At 33.6% G+C, this 17595-nt stretch carries 20 protein-coding genes; 7 read left to right on the top strand and 13 right to left on the bottom strand.

Features of this window, described 5'->3' with window-relative positions:
* Positions 1-11: 11 nt before the first annotated feature.
* Complete coding sequence (locus EVJ48_06395; GenBank protein ID RZV38733.1) at positions 12-1205, bottom strand: NAD-dependent epimerase/dehydratase family protein; 1194 nt, start codon at positions 1203-1205, stop codon at positions 12-14.
* Positions 1206-1372: 167 nt separating this feature from the next.
* Between EVJ48_06395 and EVJ48_06390 the strand changes: the two genes are divergently transcribed.
* Positions 1373-2383 (top strand): NAD-dependent epimerase/dehydratase family protein, encoded by a 1011-nt coding sequence (locus EVJ48_06390; protein ID RZV38732.1) that lies wholly within the window; start codon positions 1373-1375, stop codon positions 2381-2383.
* A gap of 44 nt (positions 2384-2427) precedes the next feature.
* Positions 2428-3402: a GDP-mannose 4,6-dehydratase gene (gene gmd, locus EVJ48_06385; GenBank protein RZV38749.1), complete on the top strand. Its 975-nt coding sequence runs from the start codon at positions 2428-2430 to the stop codon at positions 3400-3402.
* A 22-nt stretch (positions 3403-3424) separates the two neighbouring features.
* Here the strand turns inward: gmd and EVJ48_06380 are convergent, their stop codons facing one another.
* The 7 genes from EVJ48_06380 to EVJ48_06350 all read right to left on the bottom strand — a co-directional run bounded on the left by EVJ48_06380 (position 3425) and on the right by EVJ48_06350 (position 12246).
* Positions 3425-4861 (bottom strand): hypothetical protein, encoded by a 1437-nt coding sequence (locus tag EVJ48_06380; protein ID RZV38731.1) that lies wholly within the window; start codon positions 4859-4861, stop codon positions 3425-3427.
* Positions 4862-5138: 277 nt separating this feature from the next.
* Positions 5139-6629 carry a lipopolysaccharide heptosyltransferase family protein gene (locus EVJ48_06375; GenBank protein RZV38730.1) on the bottom strand — a complete coding sequence of 497 codons (1491 nt, stop codon included), beginning with the start codon at positions 6627-6629 and terminating at the stop codon, positions 5139-5141.
* On the bottom strand, positions 6626-7942 hold the full coding sequence (locus EVJ48_06370) for a hypothetical protein (GenBank protein ID RZV38729.1): 1317 nt from the start codon (positions 7940-7942) through the stop codon (positions 6626-6628). Before EVJ48_06370 ends, EVJ48_06375 begins: the two co-directional genes overlap by 4 nt.
* Positions 7943-7959: 17 nt before the next feature.
* Positions 7960-9165 carry a glycosyltransferase family 1 protein gene (locus EVJ48_06365; GenBank protein ID RZV38728.1) on the bottom strand — a complete coding sequence of 402 codons (1206 nt, stop codon included), beginning with the start codon at positions 9163-9165 and terminating at the stop codon, positions 7960-7962.
* Entirely contained in the window at positions 9162-10094 is a 933-nt protein-coding gene (locus EVJ48_06360; protein RZV38727.1) for a glycosyltransferase, read from the bottom strand. The genes EVJ48_06365 and EVJ48_06360 overlap by 4 nt, the downstream gene beginning before the upstream one ends.
* Positions 10095-10155: 61 nt before the next feature.
* Entirely contained in the window at positions 10156-10845 is a 690-nt protein-coding gene (locus tag EVJ48_06355) for a glycosyltransferase family 2 protein (GenBank protein RZV38726.1), read from the bottom strand.
* Positions 10846-11052: 207 nt separating this feature from the next.
* Complete coding sequence (locus EVJ48_06350; GenBank protein ID RZV38725.1) at positions 11053-12246, bottom strand: glycosyltransferase family 1 protein; 1194 nt, start codon at positions 12244-12246, stop codon at positions 11053-11055.
* A 471-nt stretch (positions 12247-12717) separates the two neighbouring features.
* Between EVJ48_06350 and EVJ48_06345 the strand changes: the two genes are divergently transcribed.
* The 4 genes from EVJ48_06345 (at position 12718) to EVJ48_06330 (ending at position 14015) form a co-directional block, all read left to right on the top strand.
* Positions 12718-12972: an AbrB/MazE/SpoVT family DNA-binding domain-containing protein gene (locus tag EVJ48_06345; GenBank protein ID RZV38724.1), complete on the top strand. Its 255-nt coding sequence runs from the start codon at positions 12718-12720 to the stop codon at positions 12970-12972.
* Complete coding sequence (locus tag EVJ48_06340) at positions 12963-13286, top strand: type II toxin-antitoxin system PemK/MazF family toxin (protein RZV38723.1); 324 nt, start codon at positions 12963-12965, stop codon at positions 13284-13286. The genes EVJ48_06345 and EVJ48_06340 overlap by 10 nt, the downstream gene beginning before the upstream one ends.
* A 224-nt stretch (positions 13287-13510) precedes the next feature.
* Entirely contained in the window at positions 13511-13750 is a 240-nt protein-coding gene (locus EVJ48_06335) for a type II toxin-antitoxin system Phd/YefM family antitoxin (protein RZV38722.1), read from the top strand.
* Positions 13740-14015 (top strand): plasmid stabilization protein, encoded by a 276-nt coding sequence (locus EVJ48_06330; GenBank protein RZV38721.1) that lies wholly within the window; start codon positions 13740-13742, stop codon positions 14013-14015. Before EVJ48_06335 ends, EVJ48_06330 begins: the two co-directional genes overlap by 11 nt.
* 46 nt (positions 14016-14061) lie before the next feature.
* Here EVJ48_06330 and EVJ48_06325 read toward each other — a convergent pair whose 3' ends face one another.
* The 5 genes from EVJ48_06325 to EVJ48_06305 all read right to left on the bottom strand — a co-directional run bounded on the left by EVJ48_06325 (position 14062) and on the right by EVJ48_06305 (position 16094).
* Complete coding sequence (locus EVJ48_06325) at positions 14062-14247, bottom strand: hypothetical protein (protein ID RZV38720.1); 186 nt, start codon at positions 14245-14247, stop codon at positions 14062-14064.
* 126 nt (positions 14248-14373) lie between these two features.
* Complete coding sequence (locus EVJ48_06320; GenBank protein RZV38719.1) at positions 14374-14922, bottom strand: hypothetical protein; 549 nt, start codon at positions 14920-14922, stop codon at positions 14374-14376.
* 271 nt (positions 14923-15193) lie between these two features.
* The gene (locus EVJ48_06315) at positions 15194-15592 is read right to left on the bottom strand and encodes a type II toxin-antitoxin system VapC family toxin (GenBank protein RZV38718.1); all 399 of its coding nucleotides are present in this window, start codon (positions 15590-15592) and stop codon (positions 15194-15196) included.
* Positions 15585-15836 carry a hypothetical protein gene (locus EVJ48_06310; GenBank protein RZV38717.1) on the bottom strand — a complete coding sequence of 84 codons (252 nt, stop codon included), beginning with the start codon at positions 15834-15836 and terminating at the stop codon, positions 15585-15587. Before EVJ48_06310 ends, EVJ48_06315 begins: the two co-directional genes overlap by 8 nt.
* 90 nt (positions 15837-15926) lie before the next feature.
* The gene (locus EVJ48_06305; protein RZV38716.1) at positions 15927-16094 is read right to left on the bottom strand and encodes a hypothetical protein; all 168 of its coding nucleotides are present in this window, start codon (positions 16092-16094) and stop codon (positions 15927-15929) included.
* Between the two features lie 507 nt (positions 16095-16601).
* On the opposite strand from EVJ48_06305, the gene EVJ48_06300 reads away from it, so the two are divergent.
* A complete protein-coding gene (locus tag EVJ48_06300) occupies positions 16602-17582 on the top strand; it encodes a DUF4143 domain-containing protein (GenBank protein RZV38748.1) in 981 nt (326 codons plus the stop codon).
* The last annotated feature ends 13 nt before the right edge of the window (positions 17583-17595 follow it).

Genomic DNA, 17595 nt, shown 5'->3' with positions numbered 1-17595 from the left:
TTATATAAAAATTACCATTTTATCCCTTTGAAAATAATATCTTTTTTAATATTATCTTTGAATTTTTCGACGACCTTAAACATTCTTTCCAGTACTTCGTCTGTTAGGTAATGCGGTTTAAGTCCAATGTCGAGCAAACCTTTATGATTTACATTGTAATAATGATTTTCTTGTTCTTTTCTCGGATTTTTTATCGAATTTATTTTGCAATCATATCCTAATTTATCAGCCATAGATTTAATGCGTTCAGCCAATTCATTTACCGTAAATGTTTCGGTAAATTGATTATATATTTTGAGGTCGCCATTTTGAGGAGGATTTTTAATAGATAGATAAATACATTGCAATGTATCGTTAATATTGATATAGCCCCTCGTTTGTCCTCCTGCACCATAAACGGTCAGTGGATACCCCACGATAGCTTGAACAATAAACCTGTTAATAACAGTTCCAAAAATTTCATCGTAATTAAATATGGTATAAAGATTTTCGTCTAATTTTAATTTAATATCTTCAATTTCCAAGCCATATACAGGACCTTGCATTAAATCGGTTACTTTTAAATTCCACATTCTAACCCCAAACCAAAGTAAATCGGTATCCATTATTTTAGTAGTATGATATAGCGAACCAGCTTGCCTTGGATATAGAAATTTATCCTTCCTTCCTTTATGTTCTATTTCTAACCAGCCCTCTTCTATGTCAATATTTGGAGTTCCGTATTCACCCATTGTTCCTAGTTTTACAATATGAGTATCAGGAGAAAAATCTTTTACCGCCCACATTAAATTATTAGTTGTAATTAAATTATTTGATATAGTAAAATTTGCAGTTTTATAATCTATCATAGAATAAGGAGCGGATGGCATTTCTGCGTAATGAACGACGGTGCTTGGAATTCCAGAGAATTGATTTGTTATCGCCCAGTCGTATTTAACTGTTCCGTTAAATAATGACCTCATAAGTTCGGGATTTTGAAGGTCTCCTATTACGACTTTTATTTCTAAACCTGTTAATTGATGCCACAAGGTTGCCCTATGAATAAGGTTTGGAATATTATACAACGGATATATATCTAATTTATTGCATAAATTCCTTCTCAAATAATTATCAACCACGGTTACTTTGCAATTCTTCATTGAGAGATACATTGCGGTTGGCCAACCTAAGTATCCGTCCCCGCCTAAAATAAGTATATTATTCATAATTCACAAATCGCCTTAAGCTAAAATCATGTTTGTTAATTTTATTGATGAATAAAAATTTAAAGTTGTTATTTTGTTTTACGAATTTTTTTTGTATAATATAATAAATTATAATTATAAATATTGTATATTATATTTCATATTTTTTAAAGAAAAAATCTATTGTCATGAATATTTTAATAACAGGCGCTTCCGGTTTTGTAGGTTATTATGTAATACGGGCGTTTGGCGATTCTCAAAACTTGCCGCAAAATATACAATCTTTAGAATTTCTTAAATCTCCGCAATCTATTATACCCATACCCATACCCCACGTATGTATCCCTTTGGAAGACAAACAAGGAGTAATAGACGTAAGAGACGCCGCCAGATTAAAATCGTTTTTATCGGCTCCGGGTATTCCGGCATTCGACGCAGTTATCCATTTAGCCGCACAGAGTTTTGTTCCTGAGTCTTTTAAAAATCCGCTCGAGACTTTCGACATAAATTTTACCGGCACTTTTAACCTGTTAAGTGCTTTAAAAGAAACAGGTTTTAAAGGCAAAATACTTTATGTTAGTTCCGGAGATATTTACGGTCTAGTAAATGAAAGCTCTCTTCCGATAAAAGAAGAATATCCTCTTAAGCCCAGAAATCCTTATGCCGTAAGTAAAGTTGCCGTAGAAGCCCTGTGCTATCAGTGGTCGGTTACGGAACCGGATATGCGGTTTATAATAGTACGGCCTTTTAACCACATAGGCCCGAACCAGAGTGAAAGCTTTGCTGTATCTTCTTTTGCAAAGCAGGTAATAGAAATAGAGCTTGGATTAAGAAAGCCGGTAATTACTACCGGCAATATCGACGTAACCAGGGATTTTTTAGACGTAAGGGACGTAGCGGAAGTTTATAAATTATTATTGGAAAACGAAAAAGTTTATGATATAAATAATAAGTTTGATGTATTTAACGTATGTTCCGGAAGCGAAGTTTCCTTGCGGTCTATTTTAAATTTAATGTTTGAAATAACGGGCATAGAAGCAGAAATAAAAATAGACGAGGCTAAGTTAAGGCCGAACGAGCAGGAAAGAATTTACGGAAGCAGTAATAAACTTAAAGAATATACCGGCTGGCAGCCAAAAATACCGCTTAAAAAAAGCATAGAAGATATTTTAAATTACTGGAGAAAAAAGTTAAGATAAATTAATTAAAAATACAATATAAAAAACGGAGGATGAAAGAAGCTATGGCAAAAAACGCTCTTATAACCGGAATAACGGGGCAGGACGGCGCATATCTCGCTAAGTTTTTAATCGAAAAAGGTTATAATGTTTACGGTTTTCTTGCAAGAAGGGGTTCGGATACTCTTTGGAGACTCAGGTATTTAAATATCTTAGACGAAGTAAAAATAATAGACGGCGACCTTCTTGATTTATCTTCTTTAATAAGGGCGCTGGAAACTTCCAAAGCCGAGGAGGTATATAACTTAGCAGCTCAAAGTTTCGTGGGAACGTCGTGGCAGCAGCCGGTTTTAACTACCCAGGTTACGGGTTTTTCGGTAGTGAACGTTCTTGAGGCTATAAGAATCGTAAATAATAAAATTAAGTTTTATCAGGCTTCAACGTCCGAGATGTTCGGTAAGACTTCCGAAACCATACAGTGCGAAGATACGGTATTTCATCCGAGAAGCCCCTACGGAGTCGCTAAAATGTTCGGCCATCATATTACTATAAATTACAGGGAAAGTTTTAACATATTCGGCTGTGCAGGAATACTGTTCAATCATGAATCGCCGATTAGAGGCATAGAATTCGTTACGAGAAAAGTTACCGATGCCGTCGCAAGAATAAAATACGGCAAACAGAAAAAGCTTTACCTCGGCAACATAGACGCCCAGAGAGACTGGGGTTACGCAAAAGACTACATAGAAGCTATGTGGCTTATGCTTCAGCAGGATAAGCCGGACGATTACGTTGTCGCGACCGGTAAAACCTTTTCCGTAAGGGAGATGTGCGAAACCGCTTTTTCCTATGTCGGACTAAACTATAAAGATTACGTAGAAATAGACCCTAAATTATACAGACCGGCAGAAGTCGAAAGACTTTTAGGAAATCCTAAAAAGGCTAAAGAGAAGCTTGGGTGGGAAGCTAAGACTTCTATGAAGGAACTGATAGAGCTTATGGTAGAAGCGGATTTAGAAAGGGTAAAAAATGAAGTATAAAATTATAATGAAGATTGAATAATTACCGAGCTTTTTTAACGGTCAATAATTTTTTAATTTCCATAATATCTTTTTTGCCGATAGTTTTTAAAATTAATGAGAACATAGCATAAACGAACATGCCTATTATTATGCTTAAAATTAATTTTTGTCGGGATTCTATTACTATAAATCCCATTATTAATGACGACAGTAAAACTTTTATAAAATTTATCGTATCAAATTTAATTTTAACGGTTTTATGAGTAAAATATAATAAACTGCCTGCCATTAAAAGTTCTATAAAAATTAAAGAATATGCGGCTCCTTTAAGTCCGTAATATTTAATAAAGAAAAATGCAAAAATAAATCCTCCTAAAGAAGCAAAGGATGCAGACTTCACGAGGTATTTTCTTGCGTTTTTTACCATAAGATAAGATATAAGCGCTGAACTTATTCCGACAGGCAATATTGACCATATCATTATTCTTAAAAGACCGGCGGCTGTTATTAATTTTATTCCGAATAATTCTATAATTAAAGCGCTGCTTATTGCATAACCCCCAAAAATTGCAGGCAAAGAAAAAGTATAAATAAATCTTATAAACTCGCTTAATAATTTAGATTCTTTTATTTTGTCTTTTTCTTTTACAGCATCCGATATAACGGGAATAAAAGCGTTGCCGGTTAAATTAAGCATCATAAATATAAATCCTATTATTTTGTAGGTTATATAATAATAACCTATATTTTTGTTATTATTAAAAATCTTTAGGAAAATTATAGGATAGCTTATATATAAAATGCTGACCCATGAAAATATTCCAAAAGGCAGGGAATTTTTAACAGTTTTTTTTACCGCATTAAACGCAAAATTAATTTTTATTTTTTTTACGGTTTTTTCTATATAATTGGTTTGAATCAGCACCGCAGTTAAATTTCCGGCTAAATATAATAACACCGCCGTTAAATACCAGTTAAAATTTTTTACTATCAATAAAATTCCAAGTAAAAATAATAGGCTGTTTATAAAATTAGTAAATAAAATAACGTGATTTTTTTCCATGCCTCGTAACGCCCATGAGAAGTTAAAAGAGTATATTAACGGCAATAAAGAAAAAGCGATAATTATATTTTTTTGGCGGGGAGCGTCTTGAAAAAATATTAATCCTATGGAAATAATAATTATAAACGAAATAAATGAGAGCAAAAGCCTTGCAGAAGAAATATTGGTTATAATTTCCGCTATATTGCTTTTATTTTTTGCTACCGCCGTTTCGCCGAAAGGCGATAATCCGGTATCTGCAATAGAAATAAAGTATCCGACTAAAGTTACTCCAAAAGCAAATTCGCCGAATATAGAAGATCCTAATCTTTCTATAAGGTAAATATTAGCCACAAGAGTTAATATCGCGCTCAAAATGCGGGAGCTGAATAAAAACGTCAAATTTTTTATAAATCTTTGCTTGTTTGATAACATAGTATACGGTATTGTTTTTATCCTTGGCAGGTTTAATTATTTAAAAGAAATAACCTGAATAAATTTAAAAATAAGTTAATTCGACTTTTTTAAATAGTAACATATTTTTTAAGTCTGTTTGCGGGAATTGTCATTTTTAATATTTAAACGATTAAATGCATGTTTAATAACGCAATTATTTAATTATTTAATATTTTATTTTATTTTGCAACAATTATAATACGTAATTTGCTAATATAATAAATTTTGCTACTATAAAAAATAAAAATAATTATCTTTATAAAATTTTGTCTATTTTATTCAAAACCGCTCTAACGGTTATCTCCGAAATATCGAACCTGTCGTCGTAGCCTCGTCCTAATGCCGCTGCAATATCAATATATTCTTTTGGGTTTTGTTCTATGTGCGGATGAAAAACTATTGCATAATTGGAATTACCGGTTATTTCTTTTGGATAAGGGCTGAAATGTTCAAATGAGTCTTCGCCTGTGGAGATTACGATTACGGCTGGTTTTGGGGCTGGGGCTGAGGTTAAAGACGGAGAGCCGGACGGTATATTGGGAGAGTCAGGCGCGGATGTTGCGGAGGCAGTTTGGTTTGTTCGGCTTGCATCATTTACAGTGCCGGCGTTTGCAAGCGCCATTGCGATATGCGGCGCCATAGTTTCGTTGGAGATAACCAAAGAGGCGTCTTTGACGATATAGAACAGTTCTATAAGCGATATTTTTCCTACGGCGTCGGTAAACGAGGCGTTGTCTGCAAGGTCGGACGGAAAATGTTTTTTAAATTCGGCGGCGTCGTTTAATTCGCTTTTTCCGCCGCACAAGACTATGTGAAAGCCGTATTTTGTATGGAGGTAGCGGGCGGTTTCGGCAAAGTATTCGGGCGACCATTTTCTGTGCTTAACGCTTGCGCCGATAAAAAACGCGGCGTAAGGAGAGGAAATTCCAAGTTTTGATTTTAAATCGGCAATGCCGGAAAGAGCAGGGGTTGGAGCTGAGTCGGCGGCGGAGACAGGGGCAGGAGCGGCAGAGACAGTAGTCGCCGCCTGACGCGCCGGCAGATTTATAAAAGGTCTGTTTAAACTTATTTCGGCGCTTATTTTTTCGGCTGCGGTTTCAGACAGCAGTTTTTCAAAGAAATTTTTATTTTTATAAAATTCAAACCGGATGTTTTCAACGTCTGGGATTAATTCGTTATAAATTTTTTCGAGGATTTTATTTTTATACGGTTTTGTAAAGCGGGGGAGCCTGATACTTCCGATTTTCTTGTCGGCTTTTATAAGAAAAGCTAAATCGTTATCGGCGTTAAAAAATTCCCTGCTGAAAGGATGAATAAGGATGTCGTATTTAACGGCGGTTATTTCCTTGAATTTTTTGTATCTGTAAAAGAAATCTACCGTAAAACTTTTTTTGTCGAGCCAGATAAATTTGTCTATATAGTCTTTATCCAAAAATTCCGCAAGGTCTTTCCATGCGGCATTGCCGAGGAGCGTTATTTTATAGCCGGCAAATCGGGGGCTTTTTTTTAATACTTCGAGGAAGTTTCTGAACAGTACGTAATCGCCTATGCCGTCGTGCCGGAATATTATGACACGCTTTTCTTGATTTTCAGCAGGAGTGGAACGTTCTGAACGAAAAACGCCGCGTACGCCGCGTAAAAGATTGCGAAAATAAATCAGTATATCGACCGGCAGGTATATAAACAGCTTGTTGTATAATTTATATGAGCGCCTTTTTATTTTATTTATTTTTTGTCTTAACATCATTTGTTTAATATTTGTATTTCGTTTATACTCTTTATTATATCTATAGGTTCAATTGAATTCATGCATTCTGAAGCGTTAAGCCCTCTTGGACAGTTTTCCATCCAGTCGTCGGTGCTCCACCAGCAGTTTCCGCACAAGCTTTGGGTGACGGTTATATAGTTTGGAAACCGTGAATAAGAACAGTAGTCGGCATTAGTTGGACCGTAAAGAACGGCGCATGGAGTTCCAAGTGAAACGGCGATGTGCACGAGTCCGGAGTCTGTGTCGATATGCAGGGAAGATACCGCAAGAAGAGAGGCGGCTTCCTTTAGGGTCGTTTTTCCCCTTAAGTTTAAGTCGATGCCCGTAATGTCGGAGCCGTTGCCGAGGCCGCCGAGCTGAACGACCGTATAGTCGGGGAATTCATGCTTTAGCAAGCTTACTAGTTCCTGCCATTTTTGGGGCGGATAAGATTTCGTCGACGAGCCGGTTTTTGTTTTAGTGTTTTCGTCCCATCCGTCGTGAACGGTGATAAATTTTACGCCTTGCAAATTAAATTTTGACGTTATCGTTTCTGCCGAATATATATCTATTTTAAGTTTAAGCGTGTCGTCAGGGGTTGCTATTCCGGCAGTATTATTAAGGTAAACCGCGCGCGAAAGTCCCATAGCAGTTACGGCGTCCGATAATATGCCTTCGCTGAAAGGACGGGTTTTAATATATTTTTCGAGAGATGACCGGTTGGTTTTAATGTTTTCGGTAATTTTTAAAATAGACGGAAATTTTTCCGATATTTTTTTGCGGCTTAATTCATTATCATTAATTTCTTCTTTAATGAAAAAAGTATTTAATTTTAAGTCTATATCGTAAAATTTGCGCATAAGCGTATAATCGGGCAGGTTTAAAACACTTCTGACGTTAGGCAGAGCCGCCGTAATAAACTTTATGGAGTCGGGCGACCTGTAGAAAACGTCGAAGACTAAATGTCCGTTCGTGCCTTTAGTTACGAAGCTGGTAAAATCCCTTAAAAATCTTATCGCCACGATAGCGTCGCCTATGCCGGCGTTGCCGATGTTGACGGCTATATAACATGTATCGTTCGTTCCGTTTTCAAAGTATTTCTTTTTAATCGGTTTGCTTTTTAAATTGGTTTTTATTTTTGCGATAGGTATTATGAATAAGTAGGAAAAAGCATATTTAATAAATTTGCCTAACGGCATGCCGTATTTTAAAAGATATACGATTTTCTTTACCTTTCTTTTAAGAGGCGAGGCGGCAAGCTTTTCAATTTCAGACTTTCTTATAGATTTTATTTTTTCTAATTTTGATTCCAATGTATAATGTAATAATTTTATGAATTTGGTTTAATATTATTTAATACTTTCAAGATATTTTTTGCCCATAAATCGTTGGGATAACTGTTTAAAATTGTTTCTCTCGCCGATTTGTACTTATCTTCTGTTTCCTGCTCCTGCTTTTCTTTGTTGTTTGGCGATAGTTTTAGTATTTTTTTTATAGCGCCGGCAATATCGTTAATATCGTAAGGATTAACGTAAACGGCAGAATTTCCAAAAATTTCCGGTAATGCGCTGTTGTCGGCGAGGATTAATTTTGTGCCTGACGCCAAAGCTTCAAGTGGCGCAAATCCGAACCCTTCGCTAAGCGATATAAAAACGAAAGCGCTTGAAGCCGAGTAATAAAGATTTAAATCGTCGTCGCTTGCATATTCTACCGATATTACGTCTTTAACGCCGTTTTTATTTATGAATTCGTCGATAAAATCTTGCTTATTCGGTTTTTCAAATCTTTTTCCTATTAAAATAAGTTTCAAATCCGCAAATTCTTTTTTTACTTCACGGAATGCTTTAATTAGGTTTATAATGTTCTTATGTTTTTTACGATTGCCGCAATAAAGTATAAAAAGGTCGAGATTATTTTTTATTTTAAATTCCTTGATTTTATTTTCGGAAGCAGGTTTAAATTTAGGCGAATATCCCGAATATACGACGGTTATTTTATCCTGCAATATATTTTTGTCAAGTTTTGAATTTTTATGCTTACCTGATTCAGAACCGAACATATTTATAATATCATTTTTGACAAAATTTGAAACCGTAATGATTTTTTTTGCCTTAATCAGAACGTTTTTAAGAACTAATTTAGCCAGCATTGTTTTTATGCGTCCAAAATATCGAGGAAAGTGAAAAAATGTCAAATCGTGGACTATAACCGCCGAATTTTTTGGAATATATAAAAATGGTACGTTGAAATGAGGAAAAAGAAAAATATCAACTTTTTTTTCTAATTCCATATTGCGTATTATATTGATAAGTTTAAACTGCTCGCTAAAGGTATATTTTTTAATTTTTAAGTCTATAACGACGAAGTTTTTAGGATTAAGTTTGAAATCGTTTATATAAGACGTTATTTTGTCTTTTTCTCCTATAACATAAAACGTGATATCCGGATTTAATTTTAAAAGCTCGGCTATAAGTTCCCTTTCGTATCTTCCTAGTCCTGCATAATTTATGAGCCGCGCGTCAAAAAAAATTTTCATTTTATTTTTTTTATTCCGCTATATATTTCGTTTATTATCCTGTAAACGGTAATTTTAAAAAATCTTCTTATTGCATTCGGTTTTCTTTTATAATTTATGAAATCTTTTACATCCCAGTCCTGTTGAGCGGCAAGATATCTTATAGGTTCTGGATGGAATTGCAGATTTTCCTTGTCGACGAATTCAAGGAAATTGAAATCGTTAAAAATATATTTGTCAACTTTAGGGCTGAAATTAAAAGCCCATGTTTTAAGTTTTCTTGTTAATTTGGATTCGTTAATATTTAAGGTATTAAGTTCTTTTTTATAATTATATTCTGGTTTTAAAGCCTTTCCGTAGTGATATATTTTTATATCTTCAGGCATCTTTAAAGCGTTGCCGTTTTCTAACGAAACGGCTTTTCCGCTTATTTCCGCAAAACCGGTTGCGTCTCCGGAAGAAAGCACGGTTTTATCGTTTCTTATGATCCTCGTTTCTTTGTCGTAATAAAATATTTTTTCCATATATTCTTTTTTGGGATAGCTGAAAAAACCGCCGAAGAAATGCATATAATTAAAAACAAAACCTTTTATAGATGCGTCGTCCTTATTTTCTTCAAGGAATTTTAATATACCGTCGTAATCTTTTTCGTGAATCAGTTCGTCTCCCTGAAGATAAAATCCGAAATCTCCGGTGATATGTTTAAGACTCTCATTGGTTTTATGGGAATGTATTTCACCTTTCAGTTTTTCTGCATCGTTCCAATCGGAGTCGTATATTTTTATCTTAGGGTCGCTAATATTTTCTATAAGTTCTTTTGTGTCGTCAGTGGAGTCGCAAACCAAAACTACATATTCATCGACTATAGGCAGCAAAGATTTAATAGATTCTATGAACGGGTAGTGCAGTGACGAACCGTTTCTTATATATGTAAATCCTGATAGTTTCATATTTTTAGAAAAAGAGGAAATTGTAACGGTAGATTTTCTTATATAAATTTGTTTCTATAAATTATTTCCTGAAAACGTTATATTTTATTATGCAGTATAGCGCCCTGAAACCGTCTTTTAAACCGATTTTTTTGCCTTCGTCGTACGTTCTGCCGTAATAGGATATACCGACTTCGTAAATGCGTACGCCTTTTATTTTAGCAATTTTAGCGGTTATTTCAGGTTCGAAGCCGAAGCGGTTTTCTTCGATTTTTATGTTCTTTATTATATCGCTTTTAAAAACCTTATAGCAGGTTTCCATATCCGACAGGTTTAAGTTGGTAAATATATTGGAAAGCAGGGTCAGGATGCCGTTGCCGACTCTGTGCCAGAAATAAAGTATCCTGCGGGTTTCCGTCGTTATAAAGCGAGAACCGAAAACTACGTCGGCCTTGCCCTTAAGTATGGGCTCGACTAAGCTTGGATATTCCTTGGGGTCGTATTCAAGATCTGCGTCCTGAATTATTACCATATCGCCTTCGGCTATTCCAGTCCTGATCGCCGCTCCCTTGCCGGAATTTACTTCATGGTAAATTACCTTGTCGACCTGTTTTTCAAGTCCGTTTTTAAGCAGTTCCCTCGTTCCGTCTGTAGAGCAGTCGTCTACAATTACTATTTCTTTATTTTCGTAAGGGGAGTTTTTGACGGCCGTTATAATTTCTTCAATAGTCTTAACTTCGTTGTAGCAAGGTATAATGACAGATAGCTTCATGTATAATGTTTTATTATTTTTATTATTATTATTATTATTATTTATTTATTTATTGATTGATTTTATAGATTTCATTTTACGCAGCAATAAACAATTGATAAGCAATTATTTATTATTGATTTTGTATGAAATATTATAATTTAATGCATAAAGAAAATAAAGCGAAAAAGAATAAAATTAATAGATGTTATATAGGTGCGAACATATTTACCTGTATGCAAATTTTGATTTTTGATTATCCAAAACCTCGCCGTAAACGTCCATGATTTTTTTATAGGAAATATCGGAAGAAAAAACTTTTTTGGCTCTTTCAAAACCTTTAGATGCTTGTTCGTTTTTATAATTTTCGTTTTCTATATAAATTTTAATAGCTTCTTTGAGTTTAAAGGGGTCTTTTGGGGTAATAAGGATATTGGTGTCGCCGAAAACTTCCGGAATTCCGCCGGAAGAGGCAGCTATGCAGGGTTTTTTCATAAACATATATTCCAGGTTATTAATGCCGAAAGGTTCGTTTAACGAACAGGAAACGCATACGTCGAAAGTATTGACGAATTTTCTCACGTCTTTTTGGTAACCCCAAAATCTGAAATTTTCTGCTATCCCTTTATTTTTGGTTATCCGTTTTAAATTGTTTTCGGTTTTGCCGCTTCCTACTATATGAAACATAAGCGGCTTCACTTTTGATTTAACGTTTGAATTGTTACGGTATTCTTTAATTAAAAGTTCCGCCGCTTCTATAAAATAAATCTGTCCTTTCTGTTCGTCTATCCTTCCCGTCATGCCTATATTAAAATAATTATCGAATTCGTTTAATCTGTCTTTATAATTAATGAAATGCGATTCGTCTATTCTTTCGTATACTACATGGGATTTATTTTTTAATTCCTCTAAATTATTAACGGTTTTGTAAGAAAGCTTAAAAATTTTGTTGACGGCAGATTCTATTAAATTAGGCTTGTATTCTAAATATTCGGGCGTCGAGAAGTATTTCATATGATAGTCTTTCACGGCATTGCTGTCGAAGCATAACGCATCCGCAAGCGCGTAATAATGATAACCGCTGAATATATTTATAGTGCTGACTACCGGAATTTTAAGAAAGTTTCCGGCTAGAACCCCAAGATAACTTCCAGTGCCGAGATGCGTATGTATAATATCTATTTTATTTTCACGGCATATTTTTATAATTTTATTTAATGCGTATATATTTTTTCTTTCCGGATTAAATGCCGAATAAAAATTAACGCCGTTAGTTTTTAAGATATTTATAAGTTTGTCGTTAAAGGAATGAATGAAAAAGAAAGCGGAATTTCCTTTTTCTATCTGGGTTTTGGCAAGATAGACGGCTGAATTTTCCGCTCCTCCCCAGCCCCTAGACGATATGACGTGAAGAATATTCATATATTGTGCGTATATCTTATGCGGCGCATACGGCGCGAATTATTTTAAATAAGATTATACATATTTTTAAGATTTATGGCAAATTTATTCCGTTTACCTAAAATGTCTATTAAAAATAAAAAAAGGGTCTAAAATAAAGTAAAATTTTTAGCAAAAAGAGAAAAAAGGGGTCAGATTTATTTATTATTCAGTCGGGAGTAGAATACGGAGGCGGGCGTTTATAAAAGCGAAGCTTTTATGCCAGTCGGAGCGAAATAAATCTAACCCCTTTATTTTTAACATTTTACGCAGGTGTAATTTTTAACTTATGTAAAATGAGAAAATAAAATTTTTGGTAGATAGGTACGAACATATTTACCAGGATAAAAAAGTTAATTAATAACTTATGAACGATAAGTATATTCATGCCTATCTGTTCAGTTTTAAAAAATTATATTGACTTTTTACCGTAATTACTTTATAATTACATTTATGAAATTAAATATTATAACTATCGGCAATTCAAAAGGCATAAGAATACCGTCGGCAATCCTTAAACAGTGCAATATAGAAAAAGAGTTGGATCTTGAGGTCAAAGACAATGAAATAATTTTAAAACCTGCCAAAAATAAGCCCAGAGACGGATGGGATAATGCTTTTAAGCTAATGCGCAGACGAAACGACGACGCATTGATTATTGACGACGCATTAGATCTTGACGGGGAAGAGAATTGGGAATGGAAATAAGCCAGTATGACGTGTGTCTCGTAAATCTCGACCCGACTATCGGACATGAAATGAAAAAGACGAGACCCTGTCTTGTAATTTCGCCAAACGAAATGAACGATAATATCAGGACGGTTATTATAACCCCAATGACTACAAAATCGCATGATTATCCGACCAGGATCAAGCTATCCTTTGAAGGCAAAACGGTTTGGATAGTCCTTGACCAGATAAGAACAATAGATAAACAGCGGTTAGTTAAAAAACTCGGAAGAATAAGCGAAGATGTAATACTGTCCGTCAAAACTTCAATTAGAGAGATGCTCGTAGAATAATAAATAAATCTGACCCCTTTTTTCTTCTCTTTTTTCTGACCCTAACATTAAAAATAAAAATTTAGGCTTTAAAAAAAGGAATATTAAATTTCTAAATCGGGTTTAGGGTTGTCAACTTTTATGTTGTCAACTTTTATTGAAAAGTATTATAAGCAGTGCTATAATAAAACTTATCTTAATAAATATCTATTATTTAATTATTGTTGAAAAAGCAGGAGGCATATATGCTAAGTATAACGGCAAACGAATTAAAAACAAAAGGGGCTTCGATTTTGGACAATGAAACCGTTATAACGGTAAGAGGCAAACGTAAATTCGTAGTTATCGATTTTGATTACTATCAGTATCTTAGGGAATGCGAACTTAGCAGGGCAATAGAGGATACGAAAAAAGATATAGAAAACGGAAGGTTTATTAAAGAAAGCGTAAAAAATCATTTAAAAAAACTTCGCAATGGCTTATGATATAATTTTTACCCAAAGCTATACTAAGAAAGAAAAACGTTTTTTAAAGAAGCATCCCGATATATTCAATCAATATGTTAAAACTTTAGAATTGCTTGGATTAAACCCTTTTCATAATTCGCTCAGGCTGCACAAATTGGAAGGTGGCTTGAATGGCCTTTACTCCGTATCTATAAACATACAATATAGGATAACCGTTGAGTTTTTAATTAAAGACGATTCTATTATTCCAGTGGATGTCGGAACCCATGACGATGTATATTGATAAGAAAAAAAGAAAAAAGGGTCAGATTTATTTATTATCAATAATATTATACCTTAAATAATATTATACCTTCGGCAAGAATAGCTTTTTTTAAAGATTCCTTGCAATCGTCAAAGTCGACTAAATCAACATTCCATTTATTGCTATAGCCTGTCGCAAAAGCGGCGGCTTTGTAAAATAAATCGTTCGGTATGTTCCATGCCGCGATGTCTATATCGGAGTTTTTAGTCATTTTATTTTTTGCGAGAGAACCGAATAGCACTACTTTTTAAACGGTCTCAAACGGTCTGTTCAGAAATTAAATAATATAGCGAATTTTAAATAAAATAATGCGTAATTTTAATCTAATTCAGGGGTTTTATATGCAGGAAATATCGATATTTTTCAATGTCGATAATTTATTTTCCGCATATTTTTTTATTTTAACGTATATATCGTAAAGATTATACAAATTATTAAAACATTTATTTAATGCATCGATTCGCTTCAATAAGTCTGCCTTATATTCTTGCGCAAAAGAGTTTCTAATGTTTCTCAAATTCAGCCATTCTTCAGCGCTATCGATAATCCGATATTTTTCCAGCTTGTTTAAAACATTTGTGAAAGGTGCGTTTGTAGAATTAAAATCATTTTCTTTTAAATTAATTAAAATCAGCCTAAACAGTTTTTCCTCAATAACATCCTGTAGTTTTATAAATTTAGAAATAAAGCCGTCTATAAAAACTAAATCAATCGCCGTAAGATCGTCGTAATTTTCAACGGTTAAAGGCATGAAAGCCTTTAATTTGTTTACGATTAGCGATAAATAAACTATATTTTCGTTGCATTCCTTAAATACGCTTATTAGTTTTGCTATTTCAATGTCGTCATTGATATTAGCATTATAAACGTTATAAAGGTTATTCATTATTTTGTTGATTATTAATTAATTTATAAGGTTATGCCAAGTAAATTTCAATTGTTAAATTACCTACAATTGAGTTGAATGATTGAATCAGTAAAGCAACGTGTCTAATGATTTTTATCGATTTTATCACTAAAAATAAAAATGGGCAACTAAAAAATTATAAAAAATTATACCTTGCATTCTATGTAAAAAATGTTGCCATAGATGTTCCAAAAATTAATAATCTTCTTATAATTGCCGACAAAAGAGGTTCTTTTCCCCACCGGTTTTCTTAAATAAATTCTATATTTTTCATTGGATAATGTTTAATGTTATTTGTCCAGAGTTTAAGTCCATGTGTTTTTACGGTTGCGGCAATTATAAAATCTTCAAGCGATATACCGTTATAAGATTTTTTAAATTCATTGGCATATAATCCCGCTTTTTCCCCAATCTCATCGTTTATATCAACGCATTCTAAAAAATTAAAGAATCGTTCGATTGTGTCGTATTCGCTTTTAAAAGCGCCTGCATATATTTCAGCCTTAACTATAGGGTTATAAAAAAACCTTGTTCCATTGCCGTATAGATTTAAAAACGGTTTTACAAATTTAGTTTCTTTTTTAAGTAAAAAAATCGCTATATCTGTATCTAAAAATATTTTATTTATGTTATCGGCAAAGTTATTCATTATTCGTTAAAATCCTGCTCTTGGATCTGATATTATCGACATATTTTTTGGGATTAATATCTTTAAAACTTTCTAGGGGTTTTAAATTGTCAAAAAAAACGTTTATATTATTTGTCGAATTTTTTTGGATATTTTTCTTTATAGACATTCGAATAAATTCCGAAATAGATACTCCTAAAATCTCCGATTCTTTCCTCGCCTTTTGAAAAATTTCCTCCTCGATGTATATCTGGGTTCTATGCATAATCTCCACCTTTTAATTTAAATATTATACTTTATGATGTATAAATTATACATCATATTCGACCATTAGTCAATGCCGCATTAATGCAATTCATAGACCTTCTTCATTCTCTCGTATAAAATCTATTTCGGTCTGAGACGTAGTGCGGTAAAAATAATTAGACGTTAATATATCGGCGGTATTATCCAAGACGTTAAAAATATAATTTTCGTAGAGTTTGCCTGCGTCTTCCCTCCGCAAGCGAATCCTAAAATTTATCTTTAAATTTGCTGATTGAAAATGCTATTTTCAATTTGACATATAAATTTACTTTGTGTTAAGATGAATGTAAATTTAAGATTTAGAAAAATTAATTATATTATAATGATAATGCATTATAGTATAACAGTCTTACAGCATAAGCATTATTCATTCATTATGATAAAAAGAGAGTTGTCCGAAAAAATCATTAATCTGTCAAAAAAATTCCCTTCCGTTACTATTACGGGACCGCGTCAATCGGGAAAGACTACGCTCGTAAAAGATATTTTTAAGGATTATGATTATTCATATATAAGCTTGGAAGATCCGGACGAAAGAGAGTTTGCTATTTCCGATCCTAAAGGTTTTTTAAAAAGATTTTCTTCGGGAGTTATACTGGATGAAATTCAAAGAGTTCCCGTTTTATTGTCATATATCCAAGGAATTATAGACAACGAAAATATATCGGGCAAAGAAAATATATCCTGTAAATTTATTTTAACGGGTTCTAATCAGTTTTACCTGATGAAAAATATAACTCAAACGCTTGCCGGAAGAACCGCAATAGTTAATTTGCTGCCGTTTAGCCTTAACGAAATATTGGGAAAAAAGCCTATAAATATTTTTAATTTGACGGACATAAGCGACATAACAGAAATAGAGGGCGTTGAAAATATTTCCGGCAAAGCAGATAAAGCAGGCAAATCCGGCAAAGCAGATAAATCAGATAAATTAGACAAATCGGGCATAAGTAAGTATGACAAACCGCCTCTAAAATTAGAAGAATATCTCTTTAAAGGTTTTTATCCGCCGATATACGACAAAGATTTAGAGCCTAAGGATTGGCTGTCTGCTTATTACAGAACTTATGTGGAAAGAGACGTAAGGGAAATTACAAATATTATAGATATAGAAACATTTTATAGATTTATTCAATTATGCGCTGGAAGATGCGGACAGATACTCAACCTTTCTTCGCTTGCATCCGATGCCGGAATCTCGCATACTACCGCAAAAAATTGGATTTCGGTTCTTCAGGCAAGTTTCATAGTGCATGTTATGCCTCCTCATTTTTCAAATTTTTCTAAAAGAATAATTAAAAGCCCTAAATTATATTTTCTGGATACAGGGCTTTTATGTTATCTGCTTAGAATCAGAAATGCCGAAGACGTTTTGTTTAATTCCATGAAAGGGCAGATATTCGAAAATTTCGTCTTTTTAGAATTTTATAAATTCTTTGCAAATATGGGTGAAATACCGCCTTTATATTTTTGGAGGGACAGAACGGGACACGAAATAGATTTTATAATAGATACAGGCAATAAGCTTATTCCCGTTGAGGCTAAATCAGGAGAAACTATAGTAAATTCTTTTTTTGACGGACTTAATTATTTTAAAAGTTTAGATAAAAACGCCGGCGTTTCAAAAACAGGAATACTTATTAACGGCGGAGACGCATTCTATATAAGAAGCGGAAACCTATCCCTGCCTTGGTATTTTATATAGTAATTTAAATGAA

It is taken from the genome of Candidatus Acidulodesulfobacterium acidiphilum (genome assembly GCA_008534395.1).
Lineage (GTDB): Bacteria > SZUA-79 > SZUA-79 > Acidulodesulfobacterales > Acidulodesulfobacteraceae > Acidulodesulfobacterium_A > Acidulodesulfobacterium_A acidiphilum.
This window is presented reverse-complemented; position numbering and strand designations above follow the sequence as displayed.

What these genes read in the sequence shown, in the direction of transcription:
- EVJ48_06390 (RZV38732.1), top strand. Translation starts at nt 1,373, where the DNA reads ATGAATATTTTAATAACAGGCGCTTCCGGTTTTGTAGGTTATTATGTA.
- EVJ48_06330 (RZV38721.1), top strand. Translation starts at nt 13,740, where the DNA reads ATGGCTTATGATATAATTTTTACCCAAAGCTATACTAAGAAAGAAAAA.
- EVJ48_06320 (RZV38719.1), bottom strand. Translation starts at nt 14,922, where the DNA reads ATGAATAACCTTTATAACGTTTATAATGCTAATATCAATGACGACATT.
- EVJ48_06310 (RZV38717.1), bottom strand. Translation starts at nt 15,836, where the DNA reads ATGCATAGAACCCAGATATACATCGAGGAGGAAATTTTTCAAAAGGCG.
- EVJ48_06375 (RZV38730.1), bottom strand. Translation starts at nt 6,629, where the DNA reads ATGATGTTAAGACAAAAAATAAATAAAATAAAAAGGCGCTCATATAAA.
- EVJ48_06335 (RZV38722.1), top strand. Translation starts at nt 13,511, where the DNA reads ATGCTAAGTATAACGGCAAACGAATTAAAAACAAAAGGGGCTTCGATT.
- EVJ48_06340 (RZV38723.1), top strand. Translation starts at nt 12,963, where the DNA reads ATGGAAATAAGCCAGTATGACGTGTGTCTCGTAAATCTCGACCCGACT.
- EVJ48_06380 (RZV38731.1), bottom strand. Translation starts at nt 4,861, where the DNA reads ATGTTATCAAACAAGCAAAGATTTATAAAAAATTTGACGTTTTTATTC.
- EVJ48_06350 (RZV38725.1), bottom strand. Translation starts at nt 12,246, where the DNA reads ATGAATATTCTTCACGTCATATCGTCTAGGGGCTGGGGAGGAGCGGAA.
- EVJ48_06365 (RZV38728.1), bottom strand. Translation starts at nt 9,165, where the DNA reads ATGAAAATTTTTTTTGACGCGCGGCTCATAAATTATGCAGGACTAGGA.
- EVJ48_06300 (RZV38748.1), top strand. Translation starts at nt 16,602, where the DNA reads ATGAAAAATATAACTCAAACGCTTGCCGGAAGAACCGCAATAGTTAAT.
- EVJ48_06360 (RZV38727.1), bottom strand. Translation starts at nt 10,094, where the DNA reads ATGAAACTATCAGGATTTACATATATAAGAAACGGTTCGTCACTGCAC.
- EVJ48_06395 (RZV38733.1), bottom strand. Translation starts at nt 1,205, where the DNA reads ATGAATAATATACTTATTTTAGGCGGGGACGGATACTTAGGTTGGCCA.
- EVJ48_06345 (RZV38724.1), top strand. Translation starts at nt 12,718, where the DNA reads ATGAAATTAAATATTATAACTATCGGCAATTCAAAAGGCATAAGAATA.
- EVJ48_06325 (RZV38720.1), bottom strand. Translation starts at nt 14,247, where the DNA reads ATGACTAAAAACTCCGATATAGACATCGCGGCATGGAACATACCGAAC.
- EVJ48_06315 (RZV38718.1), bottom strand. Translation starts at nt 15,592, where the DNA reads ATGAATAACTTTGCCGATAACATAAATAAAATATTTTTAGATACAGAT.
- EVJ48_06355 (RZV38726.1), bottom strand. Translation starts at nt 10,845, where the DNA reads ATGAAGCTATCTGTCATTATACCTTGCTACAACGAAGTTAAGACTATT.
- gmd (RZV38749.1), top strand. Translation starts at nt 2,428, where the DNA reads ATGGCAAAAAACGCTCTTATAACCGGAATAACGGGGCAGGACGGCGCA.